This is a genomic window from Pseudobacillus sp. 179-B 2D1 NHS, assembly GCF_045370945.1.
Classification (GTDB): Bacteria; Bacillota; Bacilli; order Bacillales; family Domibacillaceae; genus Pseudobacillus.
Window position 1 is genome coordinate 145861 of record NZ_JBIQDP010000009.1, and the last position, 15140, is coordinate 161000.

Annotated in this window: 16 protein-coding genes; 13 read left to right on the plus strand and 3 right to left on the minus strand. The window is 41.0% G+C overall.

Going from position 1 to position 15140, the window contains the following annotated elements:
• The 8 genes from ACH0BF_RS11425 to ACH0BF_RS11460 form a co-directional block, all read left to right on the plus strand.
• The coding region (locus ACH0BF_RS11425; protein WP_406909406.1) for a hypothetical protein at positions 1–202 on the plus strand (202 nt) is incomplete at its 5' end.
• 15 nt (positions 203–217) lie between these two features.
• Positions 218–748: a nucleoside tri-diphosphate phosphatase gene (gene ntdP / locus ACH0BF_RS11430; RefSeq protein ID WP_120036379.1), complete on the plus strand. Its 531-nt coding sequence runs from the start codon at positions 218–220 to the stop codon at positions 746–748.
• 76 nt (positions 749–824) lie between these two features.
• Positions 825–2573 carry an ABC transporter ATP-binding protein gene (locus ACH0BF_RS11435; protein WP_120036380.1) on the plus strand — a complete coding sequence of 583 codons (1749 nt, stop codon included), beginning with the start codon at positions 825–827 and terminating at the stop codon, positions 2571–2573.
• 164 nt (positions 2574–2737) lie between these two features.
• Positions 2738–3727: an ABC transporter ATP-binding protein gene (locus tag ACH0BF_RS11440; protein WP_340856151.1), complete on the plus strand. Its 990-nt coding sequence runs from the start codon at positions 2738–2740 to the stop codon at positions 3725–3727.
• Positions 3724–4692, plus strand: coding sequence for an ABC transporter ATP-binding protein (locus ACH0BF_RS11445; protein WP_120036381.1), 969 nt, complete (start codon positions 3724–3726; stop codon positions 4690–4692). The genes ACH0BF_RS11440 and ACH0BF_RS11445 overlap by 4 nt, the downstream gene beginning before the upstream one ends.
• Positions 4693–4735: 43 nt before the next feature.
• Positions 4736–6343 (plus strand): ABC transporter substrate-binding protein, encoded by a 1608-nt coding sequence (locus ACH0BF_RS11450; RefSeq protein ID WP_120036382.1) that lies wholly within the window; start codon positions 4736–4738, stop codon positions 6341–6343.
• Between the two features lie 82 nt (positions 6344–6425).
• On the plus strand, positions 6426–7430 hold the full coding sequence (locus ACH0BF_RS11455) for an ABC transporter permease (RefSeq protein WP_340856150.1): 1005 nt from the start codon (positions 6426–6428) through the stop codon (positions 7428–7430).
• A 14-nt stretch (positions 7431–7444) separates the two neighbouring features.
• Positions 7445–8359 carry an ABC transporter permease gene (locus ACH0BF_RS11460; RefSeq protein ID WP_406909407.1) on the plus strand — a complete coding sequence of 305 codons (915 nt, stop codon included), beginning with the start codon at positions 7445–7447 and terminating at the stop codon, positions 8357–8359.
• Between the two features lie 32 nt (positions 8360–8391).
• On the opposite strand, the gene ACH0BF_RS11465 is transcribed toward ACH0BF_RS11460, so the two are convergent.
• Entirely contained in the window at positions 8392–9471 is a 1080-nt protein-coding gene (locus ACH0BF_RS11465) for an FUSC family protein (RefSeq protein ID WP_120036385.1), read from the minus strand.
• A gap of 53 nt (positions 9472–9524) precedes the next feature.
• Positions 9525–10814 carry a glutamate-1-semialdehyde 2,1-aminomutase gene (locus ACH0BF_RS11470; RefSeq protein ID WP_406909408.1) on the minus strand — a complete coding sequence of 430 codons (1290 nt, stop codon included), beginning with the start codon at positions 10812–10814 and terminating at the stop codon, positions 9525–9527.
• Between the two features lie 139 nt (positions 10815–10953).
• Between ACH0BF_RS11470 and ACH0BF_RS11475 the strand changes: the two genes are divergently transcribed.
• The 4 genes from ACH0BF_RS11475 to perR all read left to right on the plus strand — a co-directional run bounded on the left by ACH0BF_RS11475 (position 10954) and on the right by perR (position 13487).
• The gene (locus ACH0BF_RS11475) at positions 10954–11355 is read left to right on the plus strand and encodes a potassium channel family protein (protein ID WP_120036387.1); all 402 of its coding nucleotides are present in this window, start codon (positions 10954–10956) and stop codon (positions 11353–11355) included.
• Positions 11356–11458: 103 nt separating this feature from the next.
• Positions 11459–11929: a thioredoxin-dependent thiol peroxidase gene (gene bcp / locus ACH0BF_RS11480; protein ID WP_120036388.1), complete on the plus strand. Its 471-nt coding sequence runs from the start codon at positions 11459–11461 to the stop codon at positions 11927–11929.
• A 19-nt stretch (positions 11930–11948) separates the two neighbouring features.
• Positions 11949–12896 (plus strand): D-2-hydroxyacid dehydrogenase, encoded by a 948-nt coding sequence (locus ACH0BF_RS11485; RefSeq protein WP_120036389.1) that lies wholly within the window; start codon positions 11949–11951, stop codon positions 12894–12896.
• A 138-nt stretch (positions 12897–13034) separates the two neighbouring features.
• Complete coding sequence (perR, locus tag ACH0BF_RS11490) at positions 13035–13487, plus strand: peroxide-responsive transcriptional repressor PerR (protein ID WP_120036390.1); 453 nt, start codon at positions 13035–13037, stop codon at positions 13485–13487.
• A gap of 32 nt (positions 13488–13519) precedes the next feature.
• On the opposite strand, the gene ACH0BF_RS11495 is transcribed toward perR, so the two are convergent.
• The gene (locus tag ACH0BF_RS11495; RefSeq protein ID WP_340856144.1) at positions 13520–13870 is read right to left on the minus strand and encodes a YgzB family protein; all 351 of its coding nucleotides are present in this window, start codon (positions 13868–13870) and stop codon (positions 13520–13522) included.
• Positions 13871–14017: 147 nt separating this feature from the next.
• On the opposite strand from ACH0BF_RS11495, the gene ACH0BF_RS11500 reads away from it, so the two are divergent.
• On the plus strand, positions 14018–14887 hold the full coding sequence (locus tag ACH0BF_RS11500) for a nucleotidyltransferase-like protein (RefSeq protein WP_406909409.1): 870 nt from the start codon (positions 14018–14020) through the stop codon (positions 14885–14887).
• Positions 14888–15140 lie beyond the last annotated feature (253 nt).

Below are 15140 nucleotides of genomic sequence, written 5' to 3' on the forward strand. Positions count from 1 at the left end.
CGTAAAAACCAAGCACCGAGAAATCAATAAGAATCACCAACACAAAGAAAAGGGCTGTCAACCTTCAAAGCGGTTGATAGCCCTTTTTCTCATTCTTCTGCCTCTTTTGTTTCAATTTCCTATTGAAATCGTTATAATAGTGGAATATAAACGTTTATTTGTTCACACAAAGGAAAAATTAAAGGCAAACAGCTTGGAATGAAGGTAGGGGAAAATCATGGCGATTCCCACAGAAGGTGAATCCATCCAAATCCACAGTTATAAACATGACGGGCATATTCATCGTATTTGGGAAGAGACCATAGTCTTAAAAGCAACGAATAATCTTGTGATTGGCGGCAATGATCATACGGTTGTCACAGAGTCAGATGGACGGACTTGGATTACGAGGGAACCTGCTATCTGTTATTTCCATGCCAGGCAATGGTTTAATGTCATTGGTATGTTGAGAACGGACGGCATCTATTATTATTGCAATATTAGCTCTCCATTCGTATACGATCGGGAAGCGCTCAAATATATTGACTATGATCTCGATGTAAAAGTATTTCCGGATATGTCATATATTTTGCTGGATGAGGATGAGTACGAACAGCACAGCAGAAGAATGAATTACCCGGAAGTAATTGATAAAATTTTGAGGCGCAATGTTGATCACTTGATTCAATTGATCCGTCAGCGTCAAGGTCCGTTTTCACCAAATTTTATCGATAAGTGGTACGGAAAGTATTTGACGCACCGAGGCTGATATCTCAATAAAAAGAGACGGCGCCTGTTGAGTTTTCAACAGGTTTTTTCTTATTTTGATTAGAGGGGGAACAGGATTGGATGCAATTAAACGCTACATGCAATTTGTAAGGCCGTACTTCTGGCAAATTATAGGTACTTTGCTGATCGGTATTATAAAGTTTGGGATTCCCTTATTAATTCCGGTGCTTATCAAGTATGTAATTGATGACATTGTGGGCAACGGAGCGATGTCAACAGCAGAGAAACAGCACCAACTGCTGGTTGTCTTGGGCAGCATGCTTATTTTATTTGTGGTGTTACGCCCGCCGATCGAATATTATCGGCAATATTTTGCCCAATGGACAGGCAGTAAAATCCTTTATGATATTCGTGACCGTTTATTTTCACACATTCAAAAGCTCAGCTTCAAGTATTATGCCAATACGCGGGCTGGAGAAGTCATTTCAAGGGTTATCAATGATGTAGAACAAACCAAAAATTTCGTCATCACCGGATTAATGAACGTTTGGCTGGATGGAGCAACGATTTTAATAGCTGTGATCATCATGCTGACAATGGATGTAAAATTAACAATCGTCTCGCTCATTGTTTTTCCATTCTATGGCCTATCTGTCCGTTATTTTTTTGGAAACCTGCGCAAGCTGACGAGAACACGTTCTCAAGCATTAGCTGAAGTGCAGAGTTATTTACATGAACGAGTACAGGGGATGTCCGTGATCAAAAGTTTTGCAATTGAGGATTATGAGCAAACTCAGTTTGAAGTGCAAAACAAAAACTTTTTAACAAAAGCGCTGGATCATACGCGCTGGAATGCAAAAGCATTTGCGGTTGTGAATACCATTACCGATATTGCACCGCTTCTCGTTGTTGGCTACGCTGGATATCAAGTGATCCACGGTGAATTAACGGTCGGAACCATGGCGGCATTTATCGCTTACGTTGACCGCTTGTATAATCCGCTGCGTCGGCTTGTTAATTCGTCTACGACGATGACGCAGGCGATTGCTTCAATGGACCGCGTATTTGAACTGCTCGATGAGAAATACGATATTACTGACAGAGAAGATGCCAGAGATGTAGGCGATGTAAAAGGACACATCGTTTTTGAAAATGTTCATTTTGCCTATGATAAAGACGAGGAAGAAGTTCTGCATAATATCCAATTAGATGTGAAAGCTGGGGAAACCATTGCTCTTGTCGGCATGAGCGGTGGCGGGAAATCTTCGCTCGTTAGTTTAATTCCCCGCTTTTACGATGTGACATCCGGGCGGATTTCATTGGATGGAACAGATATCCGTGATTTTAAAGTGCGTGATTTAAGAGACCATATAGGAATGGTACTGCAAGATAATATCTTATTCAGTGAGTCAGTGAAAACAAATATTTTGCTGGGGAAACCCGATGCTACAGAAGAAGAAATAATAGCAGCGGCTAAAGCAGCGAATGCCCATGATTTTATCGTCAATCTGCCGCAAGGATATGATACAAAGGTAGGGGAAAGAGGAGTGAAGCTCTCTGGAGGGCAGAAACAGAGAGTGGCTATTGCGCGGGTGTTTCTAAAGAACCCGCCAATCCTTATATTAGATGAGGCCACTTCAGCATTAGATCTAGAAAGTGAGCATTTAATCCAAGGAGCAATGGAAAAGCTGGCAAAAGATCGGACGACCTTTATCGTTGCTCACCGCTTGTCGACGATTACTCATGCCGACCGCATCGTGTTAATCGAACATGGCCAAATTGTAGAAAGCGGCTCTCATGACGAATTAATGAGAAAAAAAGGAGGATATCACCGCCTTTTTCAAGTGCAACAGCTGGATAATTAGTCTAGGTCTGAAGGGGGAACCCTTCAGGCTTTTTTTTATATCTAAATAATATATTTTCAAAATATGGATAGACTTTCAAAAAAATAGTTGTTACAATATTCTTAAATTTATAAAAAGAGTAATAATTTTGTAAAAACATTTCATAGATAAAAGGGGGATAAGTTGTGACTACTCCTGTGCTAGATGTAAAAAATTTAAAAACCTCCTTCTTCACTGATGACGGGCCATTAACAGTTGTGAATGAAGTGGATTTTCATGTAAACGCTGGAGAAGTTCTCGGCATAGTCGGTGAATCAGGGTGCGGAAAAAGCGTCACCTCTTTATCCATTATGGGTCTTGTTCCTGCTCTAACAAGCAAAGTAGAGGGAGAAATTTTATACAGAGGGGAAAATTTAACGCAAGCTTCTGAAAAAAGAATGCGTCAAGTACGTGGCAATGACATTGCTATGATCTTTCAAGAGCCGATGACTAGCTTAAATCCGTTATTTACAATTGGGAGTCAATTAACAGAAGCGCTGCGGCTCCACAATAAAAAGTTATCCAAAAAAGAGGCGATTCAGCAATCGATTGCTATGCTGAAAAAGGTTGGACTTCCTCGTGCTGATGAATTGATTAATGAATATCCCCATCAATTATCAGGAGGGATGAGACAGCGTGTGATGATTGCCATGGCAATGATTTGCAATCCGCAAATATTGATTGCGGATGAGCCAACAACCGCCCTTGATGTAACCATTCAAGCTCAGATTCTGGAATTGATGAAAAAATTAAACGAAGAGACAGATACTGCAATTATTATGATTACACATGATTTAGGAGTCGTTGCTGAAATTTGTCAGCGGGTTATCGTTATGTATGCAGGCAGGATTGTGGAAGAAGGGCCGGTCGAATCAATTTTTAAAAATCCGTCTCACCCTTACACCATCGGTTTGCTCCAGTCAGTTCCTGATATGCGCAAGAAAAAACGGCGATTGTTCTCTATACCGGGAAATGTGCCGAAGCCAGGCAGTTTAAAGATCGGCTGCCAATTTGCTCCGCGATGTAGCCAAGCCCATGAAAAGTGCTTAAAGGAAACGCCAGAATTGAAAGCGCTACCAAACGGCCAAAAAGTCTGTTGCTGGTTGTATGAAGAGGAAAAGGAGTACATTGTATGACAGAAACTTTATTAAAAGTGGACAACTTGAAGAAGTTTTTCCCCATTCACGGCGGCTTGCTTGGGCGTAAAGTCGGAGAAGTAAAAGCTGTGGATGACATTTCTTTTTATATTAATAAAGGTGAAACGCTAGGGCTGGTGGGGGAGAGTGGATGTGGCAAGTCCACAACTGGCCGCATGCTTCTCCGCCTGCTTGATCCCACAGAAGGGAAGATCGAATTTGAGGGGCGGGATTTAACAAAGCTATCGAAAGAAGAAATGCGAAAGATGCGCAAAGAAATTCAAATGGTATTTCAGGACCCATTCGCTTCACTGAATCCGCGCCATACAGTCGAAAAGATTCTTGAGGAACCGCTCATTGTGCATGGGGTGAAGAACAAAGAAGAGCGTAAAAAACGTGTTCGGGAGCTATTGGAAACAGTAGGGTTAAGCAGCTGGCATGCGAAGCGCTATCCTCACCAATTTTCAGGTGGACAGCGACAGCGTATCGGCATTGCCAGAGCGCTTGCTGTTCATCCCAAGCTAATTGTTGCTGACGAACCGGTATCTGCTCTTGACGTATCTATCCAGGCGCAAGTGTTAAATTTGCTGCAGGATCTACAAAAGGAATTTGGACTTACTTATTTATTTATTGCCCATGATCTGGGCGTCGTGCGTCATATAAGTGATCGTGTAGGGGTCATGTATCTAGGTCAGATGATGGAGCTGGCAGACAGTGAAGCACTATATGATTCACCAAAACACCCTTATACTCAAGCGTTGTTGTCTGCTGTACCGGTTCCTGATGTTGCTTATAAAAAAGAAAGAATTGTCCTTAAAGGAGATGTGCCAAGTCCGGCCAATCCACCGGCTGGCTGTCCATTCCATTTGCGCTGTCCAAAAGTAATGGAGGCATGCGCCTCAGTACGGCCTGATTTTAAAGAAGTGGAACCAGGTCATTACACTGCTTGTCATTTATATGACTGAGACAGTTGTAATTATAAATTTAGAGACATAAGGGGGAAGAAACATGAAGAAAAGGCTTTTGGGGATGTTATCACTCCTGTTAGTGCTTTCTATGGCATTAATCGGATGCTCGTCAAATTCTTCCGATGGAGGCAAAAGCAAAGGAGGAGAGGGAGCAGGCGGCGGAACATTAATTTATGGACGCGGCGGAGATGCTGTCTCACTTGACCCGGCTATTGTTACCGATGGGGAATCGTTGATCATTGCAGAGCAGGTATATGAAACGCTTGTAAACTTTGATAAAGAAACGACAGATATCGTTCCGGGACTTGCTAAGGACTGGAAAATATCTGAAGACGGTTTAACGTATACGTTTGAACTGGAAGAGGGAATCAAGTTTCAAGACGGCACGGATTTTAATGCGGATGCCGTTGTGAAAAATGTGGAAAGATGGCTGACGAGCAATGATGAGGCGAAATTTGCCTACTTTGCTTCTCAATTTGGCGGCTTTAAAGGCAGTGACACAGCCATCATTAAGGAGGTGAAGGCTGAAGGAGATAATAAAGTTATCTTTACGCTTAACAAGCCACAAGCGCCATTCTTGAAAAACCTAGCAATGTCACCATTTGCTATTGCCAGCCCGACAGCTATTGAAAAGTACGGGGATAAATATGGCGAAAATCCAGTGGGTACAGGTCCGTTTAAATTTGAGAGCTGGAAACGCAATGATACGATCACTCTTGTAAAAAATGAGGATTATCACAAAAAGGGAGAGCCTAAAGTCGATAAGTTAATTTTCAAAGTAATTGAAGACAACTCTGCCCGCTTAAATGCATTGGTTAAAGGAGAAGTAGACTTAATCGATGGCTTAAATCCAAGCGATGCTGAAAAGGTAAAAAGTGATAAAAACCTTCAATTATTTGAGAGACCTTCTTTAAACGTAGGGTACCTGGGCTTTAACGTAGAAAAAGAGCCTTTTAACAATCCGAAAGTGCGTCAGGCACTCAGCTACGCAGTAAATAAAGAAGCTTTAATCAAAAATTTCTACGAGGGAACAGCAGAACCTGCTAAGAACCCAATGCCGCCAACTCTTAACGGTTATAACGATGAAATAAAAGATTATGATTTCGATCTTGATAAAGCCAAGAAACTACTAGTTGAAGCTGGATACAAAGATGGATTCAAAGTAGATTTATGGGCAATGCCAGTGCCGCGTCCATATATGCCGAATGGACAAAAAGTGGCAGAAGCACTGCAGGCTGATTTTGAAAAGATCGGCGTGAAAGCTAATATCGTAACAATGGAATGGGCGACTTATCTCGAAAAAGTACAGGCGGGAGAGGCTCCTCTATTCATGCTCGGCTGGACAGGAGATAACGGTGATGCCGATAACTTCTTGTACACACTTCTTGATAAAGATGCGATTGGATCGAATAACTACTCTCGCTACGCTAATGAAGATGTTCATAAGCTTCTGTTGGAAGCACAAGCAGAAACAGATGAAGCGAAGCGTGCAGAATTGTATAAAAAAGCACAAGAGATCATTCATACGGATGCCCCATGGGTACCGCTGGCCCATTCTACTCCGTTGCTGGCAGGAAAAAGTACGATTGAAGGCTTCTTCCCACATCCAACTGGTTCACAGCCAATGGGGGATGTATCGATTAAATAAGAATGGGAGGAGGAGCGGGAAAGCTCCTCCTCTATTTTTCGATAAGCCAGAATGGAATTAATTACTGAAAGCAGGTGAGCACATGTTTGCTTATACAATTCGGCGCCTATCCATGCTAATTCCGGTTTTATTAGGGATGACTTTAATTGTCTTTTCGCTTATCCATGCGATCCCCGGCAGTCCAGCACAAATTTTGCTCGGTCAGCAAGCGTCACCGGAAGCGGTAGCTGCTCTTACAAAAGAAATGGGGCTTGATCGGCCATTATACATTCAATTTATCGATTATTTAAAAAACCTGTTCACCGGTGATCTGGGAGAATCATTTAGAACGAGAAGCCCAATCAGTGAAGAAATTTGGCCTTATTTGGCGGCCACCATTGAGCTTGCTTTATTCGCTATGATTGTTGCCGTGGTGGTAGGTGTTAATGCTGGTATTATCTCCGCTTGGTTTCAAAATTCCTGGTTTGATTATTTGTTAATGATATTCGCCCTGATTGGCGTGTCTATGCCGATCTTCTGGCTTGGATTGATGGAGCAATATGTTTTTTCTATCAAGCTTGATTGGCTACCAACAACCGGACGGGATAATATTCGTGATCCTATAACGCCTATTACTCATCTATATTTGCTAGATACCCTCTTACAAGGACGTTTCGACCAATTTGTTGAAGTCATTAAGCATTTGATCTTGCCGGGCATAGCCCTTGCAACGATTCCGATGGCTATTATTGCTAGAATCACTCGTTCAAGTATGCTTGAAGTTATGCGTTCTGACTACATTCGGACTGCGAGAGCGAAAGGGATGAGCATGCTTAAAGTAGTGTATAAACATTCTTTAAGAAACGCATTTATTCCTATCTTAACCATTATCGGACTGCAGACTGGTTTGCTGCTAGGCGGCGCGATATTGACAGAGACAATCTTTGGATGGCCAGGCATTGGTAACTATATTTATGGTGCCATTCAATTCCGTGACTATCCTGTCATTCAATCTGGTATTTTAGTCGTTGCTGCCATTTTTGTTTGTATTAATTTGATTGTTGATCTCTTATATGCCGCAATTGATCCGCGGATTAAATACCGTTAAAGGGGGATGCCTACATGACAGAAATTGCAGAACAGACTCAGCTGCCTCCGTCCGGACCTGACATGAAGATAAACCAGGAAGAAAAAACAGTTTCACCGTGGGTCGATGTTTGGCGGAGGTTTCGAAAAAATAAAGCTGCCCTGTTTGGTGCCGGCCTTGTTTCTTTCTTTATATTGCTAGCCATCTTTGCTGATTTAATTGCTCCTTATGGCTTTAAGGAAACCGTGCTGGCCAACAAGCACTTGCCGCCCTCTTCCAAGCACTGGTTTGGAACAGATGAATTTGGCCGTGATATTTTTAGCCGAGTCGTTTACGGAGCTCGTATTTCTTTGTGGGTAGGGTTTGTCTCAGTAGCTGGTTCAGTTATTGTAGGCTCAAGCCTTGGTATTATTGCCGGTTATTATGGTAGATGGGTGGATACAATTATCTCCCGTCTGTTTGATATTTTGCTTGCGTTCCCAAGTATTCTGCTGGCCATTGCTGTTGTGGCTATGCTAGGACCGTCTTTGCAAAATGCTTTGATTGCCATTGCTATTATTAATGTGCCAACATTCGGGCGGCTTGTCCGAGCCAAAGTGCTAACCGTCAAGGAAGAAGAATATATTACAGCGGCTAAAGCCATTGGGATGAAAGACAGCCGAATTTTACTTCATCATGTTTTGCCAAATAGTATGGCGCCCATTATTGTCCAAGGAACATTAGCTATTGCTACAGCAATTATTGAAGCGGCGGCTCTCGGATTTCTCGGCATGGGTGCCCAGCCACCAACACCCGAGTGGGGAAAAATGCTTGCGGATTCAAAAGATTTTATTATGCAGGCACCATGGACTGTGTTTTTCCCAGGTATTGCGATTATGCTAACGGTGCTTGGCTTCAATTTAATGGGGGATGGGCTACGTGATGCACTTGATCCCCGGATGAAAAACTAATGAATAAAACCAGCTGCCATTGGCAGCTGGTTTTATTCACCTTCTTCAAACTCAGGAAGTTGGTCATCAGGATGAAATTTTGAAAAGCTTGTAATGAGCTGATCAAGGTGCTCCAAGTTTTCCCCATATTCCAGAACAGAGGAAAGGAGATGGAGCAGGTGGACAGAAAAATCATCTTCATCGGAAGTGCTCGACTTGATTTCAGCAGTAAACAAAGACATAAACTGTTCCCGATCTACGCCCATTTCAAAAACGTCCTCTATCTCAACCGTTGTTTTTATTTTGCCAATAAAGCGTAAAAGCAAATGTTCATGATAGCTCATCAATGAATCAAGATAATCAACAAGGGTCTTTTGTAATTCCGGCGTTAGAAGAGAGATGTCGTTTTCAAATTGATTCATCCTTCGCAGTATATCGTAGCTTCTGCGAGTGGCTAAGATCATCTTACGGTATAGAACCATTTTTCGTTTTTTAGAAGTGAGATTTCGTTTCAGTGTTCCGCGGTCTTCTTTATACATTAAATAAAGATTATCAACTGTTATGAGCCGCTCGCGAATCTTGCTGATGTCCTTTTTTAAAACGTGATAGTCCGTTCCGGTTCGCAAACTTAGACGAATCCATTTTAATGTGTCCTCAGTTACCTGATTAATTTGCCCGAACAGCTTTGTTTCATATTGTGGAGGCAGAAAGACTAAGTTCACAGCTGAGGCTGATAGTACCCCAATCATAATAGTGATAAAGCGGATCAAGGAGAATTGAATAAAATGTTCATTCTGTAACTCCATGATAACCATCAATGTAACTAATGCAAGACCAATGGATTTTTCTAAATGCAGCTTCACCATGATAATTAAGGCGACGATAGCTGCCAGCCCTACAAATACAATGTGATTTCCGAATAAAAGCACAAATGAGATGCCAATTGCTGCTCCTATAATGTTTGCCTGTACTTGTTGAATTAAAGTTAAATAAGAACGATAAATAGTAGGCTGAATAGCGAACACTGCTGCGATGCCTGCAAAAACCGGGGAAGGCAGGCCTAATAGCGTGGAAACGAATAAAGCTAAGACAATAGCGATTCCCGTTTTAAAAATTCGTGCACCCAGCTTCATAAATAAAATGATTCCTTTCTCAGTGTAAGTGTATTAGGTGAAGATTATATCACTTAACGCAATTGAGAAAAAGCAAAATCTACTGCCTGCAATGTTTTCTCAACATCTTCATCTGTATGCTCAGTTGTTAAGAACCATGCTTCGTACTTGGATGGGGCAAGATGAATTCCTTGAGAAATCATTAATTTGAAGAAGCGACCAAACATTTCTCCGTCTGTTGCCTCTGCTTGTTCATAGTTCACAACCTTCTCGTTTGTAAAGTAAATGGTTAAAGCACCTTTTAAACGATTAATTGTGATAGGGGTATTATATTTTTGGGCTGATGCTAAAATGCCTTCTTCAAGAATAGCACCGAGGCGATCCAATTCCTCGTATACTCCTTCTTTTTGAAGCACTTCAAGGCAAGCGATACCAGCAAGCATAGAGGCCGGGTTGCCAGCCATGGTTCCTGCCTGATAAGCCGGACCAAGCGGAGCTACTTCCTCCATGATCTCTTTGCGGCCGCCGTAGGCGCCGATTGGTAGACCGCCACCAATAATTTTTCCCATGGCTGTTAAATCAGGCGTAATGCCTAATAGATCCTGTGCTCCTCCATACATGAAACGGAAGCCAGTGATGACCTCATCAAAAATGAGCAATGCGCCGGCTTCGTGTGTCAGTTTTTTGACTTCTTCCAAAAAGCCTGGTTTCGGTTCGACAATACCAAAATTACCGACGATTGGTTCAATAAGAACCGCAGCAATCTCTTCGCCCCATTTTTCTAATGCTTCTTTCAATGGCTCTGTTTCGTTAAATGGAACCGTAATAACCTCTTGAGCAATACTTTTTGGTACCCCCGCAGAATCGGGCGTTCCTAACGTAGAAGGTCCTGATCCTGCTGCTACCAAAACTAAATCAGAATGTCCATGATAACAGCCGGCAAATTTAATAATCTTGTCGCGTCCTGTATAAGCGCGAGCTACACGGATTGTTGTCATCACAGCCTCTGTCCCGCTGTTGACAAATCGAACCTTATCCATGCTTGGAATAGCTTCTTTCAACATTTTTGCAAAGGTGACTTCATACGGTGTTGGTGTACCATACAGCACGCCTTTTTCAGCTGCTTCTTTAATTGCCTCCGTAATATGCGGGTGTGCGTGCCCAGTAATAATCGGGCCATAGGCAGCAAGATAATCAATGTACTGATTGCCATCTACATCCCAGAAATAGGCTCCTTTTCCTCTCTCCATAGCTACAGGCGAGCCCCCGCCAACGGCTTTGTAAGAACGTGAAGGGCTATTTACTCCTCCCACAATATGTTTTAGTGCTTCTTGATGAAGCTGCTCAGAATTAGTGTGTTGCATGTATAGGCCTCCTTGGTGATAGATACATATTCATTTTAGACTTGCCTTGCCGTTTAAGCAACGGAAGTCCGTCAATCATAAACAGATTATAGCCAGCATATATATAAGAGAAAAGTGAGCAGCAATGGGAGGCGGAAGCATGACTCCTGCAATTTTTAGCGCAGTAGTTTTTTGTTTAACAATGAGTATAAAAGGCATGTTTGCTCCGGGACAGCCTCAGAATCGTTACTTATCCTTTCATTACTTCTTATATTTTGGCTGCTTGTATTTAACACTTATGATCGGCTTTGCTTTAATCTATACATTATTGCAGCTTAATGGACAAGCTGTTTGGACGGGAGAGGAAGCGGGTGCTGTTAATTTTTGGGATAAATTCTTTAGTTCACTCTACTTTAGTGGCATCACACTTTTTTCGGTGGGTTACGGTGATATCGTGCCTGAGGGGGCAGGCCGATGGGTCGCTCTTATTGAAGCATGGATAGGCTACACAATCCCTACAGCTTTTGTAGTGCGCACTATGCTGGAAAAAGACAATAACTAATTATTATTTGCCATATTTTTTCCCATCCGCTACGCTAGTAATAAGATAATTCAGACGAATGAATCTGGTTATTTATCTTATTTAAAGCAAAGGAGAGAGAAAAATGGTAGCAAAGATAGGAGAAGTAGCCCCGGATTTTAAATTAATAGCAAACAATGGAGAAAAAGTGGGTTTATCTGATTACAGGGGCAAAAATGTTGTTCTTTATTTTTATCCAAAAGACATGACTCCAGGGTGCACGACACAAGCTTGTGATTTTCGTGATAAGCATGACCAGTTTAGTGATCTAGAAACAGTGATTTTGGGAGTGAGCACAGACCCTGTTGCTCGTCATGAGAAATTTATTGACAAGTACGACCTGCCGTTTTTACTACTTGCAGATGAAAATCATGAAGTATGCGAATTATATGATGTTTGGAAGCTAAAGAAGAACTTCGGCAAAGAGTACATGGGGATTGAGCGTTCTACTTTTGTGATCGATTCAGAAGGAAAGTTAGTTAAGGAATGGAGAAAAGTAAAGGTAGCGGGGCATGTAGAGGAAGCGCTTCAGTTTATTAAAGAACAATTATCCTAAAGAAATAAGGAGGAGAGAAATGAAGATTATATTTACTTTTCGGCCTCCACGGGCGTGGCAAGGAAAACTAAGCATGGCATTCCCTGAGGAAGAGTTTAGTTATTATAAATCGATAGATGAAGCAGAAAATTTGTCGGAAGCTGAAGTAATTGTTACATTCGGTGAAGACTTAACGGAATATCATATCAATAGCTGCACGAACTTACAATGGATTATGGTAGCGTCTGCAGGCATGGAAAAAATGCCTTTCAAAGCAATTGAAAAAAGAGGCATTTTAGTAACTAACGCCAAGGGCATACATAAAATTCCGATGGCTGAATTTACAATGGGCTATATGCTTAACCATGTAAAACGCTTTCCAGAATTGCTCGATCTGCAGAAGAAAAAGATATGGAACAAGAGATTGGAAATTGGAGAATTAGCAGGCAAGCATTTGCTTGTGTTAGGTACAGGAGCCATTGGAACGGAGATTGCCCGGCTCGCCAAGGCCTTTCGAATGGGCACGATTGGAGTCAATCGCAGCGGGCATCAGAGTGACTGTTTTGACGAAATCTATACAATGGACAAATTATCTATGCTTCTTCCGGAAGCGGACTTTATTGTGTCTGTTTTGCCAAGTACAGATGAAACAAAGCATTTGCTTAAGGAAAAGCATTTTAAAGCGATGAAAGAAACGGCTGTTTTCATTAATGTTGGCCGTGGCGATCTGCTTGAAGATGAGGTTTTAATGAATGCGCTGCAAAATAAAGAGATTGCTCATGCTTATCTGGATGTGTTTACAGAAGAGCCTCTGCCAGAGAAGCATCCACTTTGGAATGAGGAAAGAGTAACAATTACTCCTCATATTTCAAGCGTAACAAGCGAGTATGTACCGCGAGCGTTGGAAATATTTATGCATAATCTGGAAATATATAAAGAAAACGGGTCTGATTATGAGAATAAAGTGAACTTGAAAAAGGGATATTAATAAGTAAGAAAAATCAAGAACCTTTATAGCTGATTGTCCTGTAAAGGTTTCTTTTTTATTGACAAAGTATAGAAAGAATTAGTACACTAATTATAAAGATTATAATATAATAATACCTTTTAGAAAGAAAAGAGGTGCATGACGGTGTCTCATGAGCATAATCATCTACAGGAAGCGTTGGATACGTTAAAAGCAACTGGCGTTCGGATTACTCCTCAGCGTCATGCGATACTTGAGTTTTTAATTCAATCTATGACCCACCCAACAGCAGACGATATATACAAAGCGCTTGAAGGGAAATTTCCTAATATGAGCGTGGCAACAGTTTACAACAATCTGCGGGTATTTCGTGAAGTCGGTCTTGTAAAAGAACTTACGTATGGAGATGCATCCAGCCGATTTGATTTCGTTACAACAGATCACTATCACGTTATTTGCGAAGAGTGCGGAAAGATTGTTGATTTCCACTACCCCGGCCTGGATGAAGTAGAACAGCTTGCATCGCATGTAACAGGGTTTAAAGTTAGTCATCATCGGATGGAAGTGTATGGCACGTGTCCGGAATGTACAACAAGTAAAGAAGTTCATTAAAAAAGAATTGTTCGTTAAACGAACAATTCTTTTTATTTCTTTTTGCGATTATAGCCTTCATCAAATTCTTTGCCTTCCAGACTTTGATCGAGTGTAAGAGGCTCTTTACAATGCATGCACATGTCTACACGGCCAAGCATTTTTGTTGGTTTTTCACAGCTAGGACAGACAACCTGTACTGCTTTAGTGGATAACATGCCAATCCAAAAGTAAACGACCGTACTGGCAATAATCGACAGTAAGCCAATTAGCATAAACAGTGTCATCCAAAAAGGAGATTGTCTAAAGAAGATTCCTGCATACATAATAACAATGCCGATAAAGATTAAGCTAAGAGCGAATGTGCGAATCCGGTTAATTTTACTTGAATAATTTCTGGCCATATTCTTTAACCTCCTAACAATAAACTATATCATAGTTTGTAAGTGAAAAAGCACAGGAATATTCCAAATTTAAAAGTTTTAAAGGATTCTTTCTTAATTTGTCGAAATGAATGGAAATAGAAGAAACCCGCGTTTGGAGGGATTACTATGGATGATATCCTTCGTCCGCTTTATCAGGAACGGACAAGTCAACAGAATACCATGGGTGTTATTGTAATAGAAAAGAAAGAAAACGAAGCATCCTTTACTGAGAGTTTTGACGTCATTCTACTTATTATAGTAAAAGAAGCAGAATCGCCTGTTTTCATAAAGCATTATATATATGGAGATAAAAAGGCAGCACTTTATACGGTTACAGAAGCACAGCTGGAAGAATGGCTGCTTCTCGGCAACAACAGAAAGTTTATTGAGTGGCTCTATCATGGCAAAGTTTTGTTTGATCGAAATGAGTATGTCTTTCATATGAAACAGGAAATGAGAGAGTTTTCTTTCTTTGGCCGAAAAATAAAAATGGCGATAGAGTTTTCTAAATTAATTAGAAGATGGACGTATGGAAGGGACTTTTTTAAGAATGGTCATTACTTAGATGCCTATAATCATGTCATGCATTCCCTTCATCATCTTGCCCGTCTTGCTGTAATTGAAAATGGATTTTATCCTGAAGTAACGGTCTGGCTGCAGGTGAAGCAGATGGAGCCGGAAATCTATAAGTTGTATGAAGAATTGTTAACGAGCGACGAAGAGCTGGAGAAGCGCTTAGAGCTTTTGTTCATTGCTATTGATTTTTTAATTCATTCAAGAACAGAAAATGGGGCAGCTCACTTACTTTCTATTCTAAAAGAAAAAGAAGCGTGGTCATTCCAAGAGCTTTTAAATCACCCGGAGATCAATTATTACGCAGTAGATCTTAGTGTTTTACTGGAATACTTGGTTGGTAAGTCCTTTGTTGAAGAGCAACAAGTGCAAACGAAAGGGCAGGGCATTTACCATAGATATTACCGTGTAACGAATGAATAAAAGTTTTTTCGAAAAAAGTGTTGACGGTTTTTAAAAAACTTGTTATATTAGTAAGCGTCGCTGATGACAATGAACAACGGCGACGCACTAATATCTCAAAAAAAGTTTTAAAAAAGCTTTGACAAGAAAGAAATAATGTGGTATATTAAAAAAGTCGCTGTTAAAGAAATGGCGAAAAAATTGATCTTTGAAAACTGAACAAAATACATGCCAGTAAGTTAATTCTTATTTTTAAAACATGAGCAAGTCAAAC

Excerpts from the sequence above, each read along its gene's own strand:
- ntdP (WP_120036379.1), top strand. The coding sequence starts at position 218 with ATGGCGATTCCCACAGAAGGTGAATCCATCCAAATCCACAGTTATAAA.
- ACH0BF_RS11445 (WP_120036381.1), top strand. The coding sequence starts at position 3,724 with ATGACAGAAACTTTATTAAAAGTGGACAACTTGAAGAAGTTTTTCCCC.
- ACH0BF_RS11450 (WP_120036382.1), top strand. The coding sequence starts at position 4,736 with ATGAAGAAAAGGCTTTTGGGGATGTTATCACTCCTGTTAGTGCTTTCT.
- ACH0BF_RS11455 (WP_340856150.1), top strand. The coding sequence starts at position 6,426 with ATGTTTGCTTATACAATTCGGCGCCTATCCATGCTAATTCCGGTTTTA.
- ACH0BF_RS11460 (WP_406909407.1), top strand. The coding sequence starts at position 7,445 with ATGACAGAAATTGCAGAACAGACTCAGCTGCCTCCGTCCGGACCTGAC.
- ACH0BF_RS11465 (WP_120036385.1), bottom strand. The coding sequence starts at position 9,471 with ATGAAGCTGGGTGCACGAATTTTTAAAACGGGAATCGCTATTGTCTTA.
- ACH0BF_RS11470 (WP_406909408.1), bottom strand. The coding sequence starts at position 10,814 with ATGCAACACACTAATTCTGAGCAGCTTCATCAAGAAGCACTAAAACAT.
- ACH0BF_RS11475 (WP_120036387.1), top strand. The coding sequence starts at position 10,954 with ATGACTCCTGCAATTTTTAGCGCAGTAGTTTTTTGTTTAACAATGAGT.
- bcp (WP_120036388.1), top strand. The coding sequence starts at position 11,459 with ATGGTAGCAAAGATAGGAGAAGTAGCCCCGGATTTTAAATTAATAGCA.
- ACH0BF_RS11485 (WP_120036389.1), top strand. The coding sequence starts at position 11,949 with ATGAAGATTATATTTACTTTTCGGCCTCCACGGGCGTGGCAAGGAAAA.
- perR (WP_120036390.1), top strand. The coding sequence starts at position 13,035 with ATGACGGTGTCTCATGAGCATAATCATCTACAGGAAGCGTTGGATACG.
- ACH0BF_RS11495 (WP_340856144.1), bottom strand. The coding sequence starts at position 13,870 with ATGGCCAGAAATTATTCAAGTAAAATTAACCGGATTCGCACATTCGCT.
- ACH0BF_RS11500 (WP_406909409.1), top strand. The coding sequence starts at position 14,018 with ATGGATGATATCCTTCGTCCGCTTTATCAGGAACGGACAAGTCAACAG.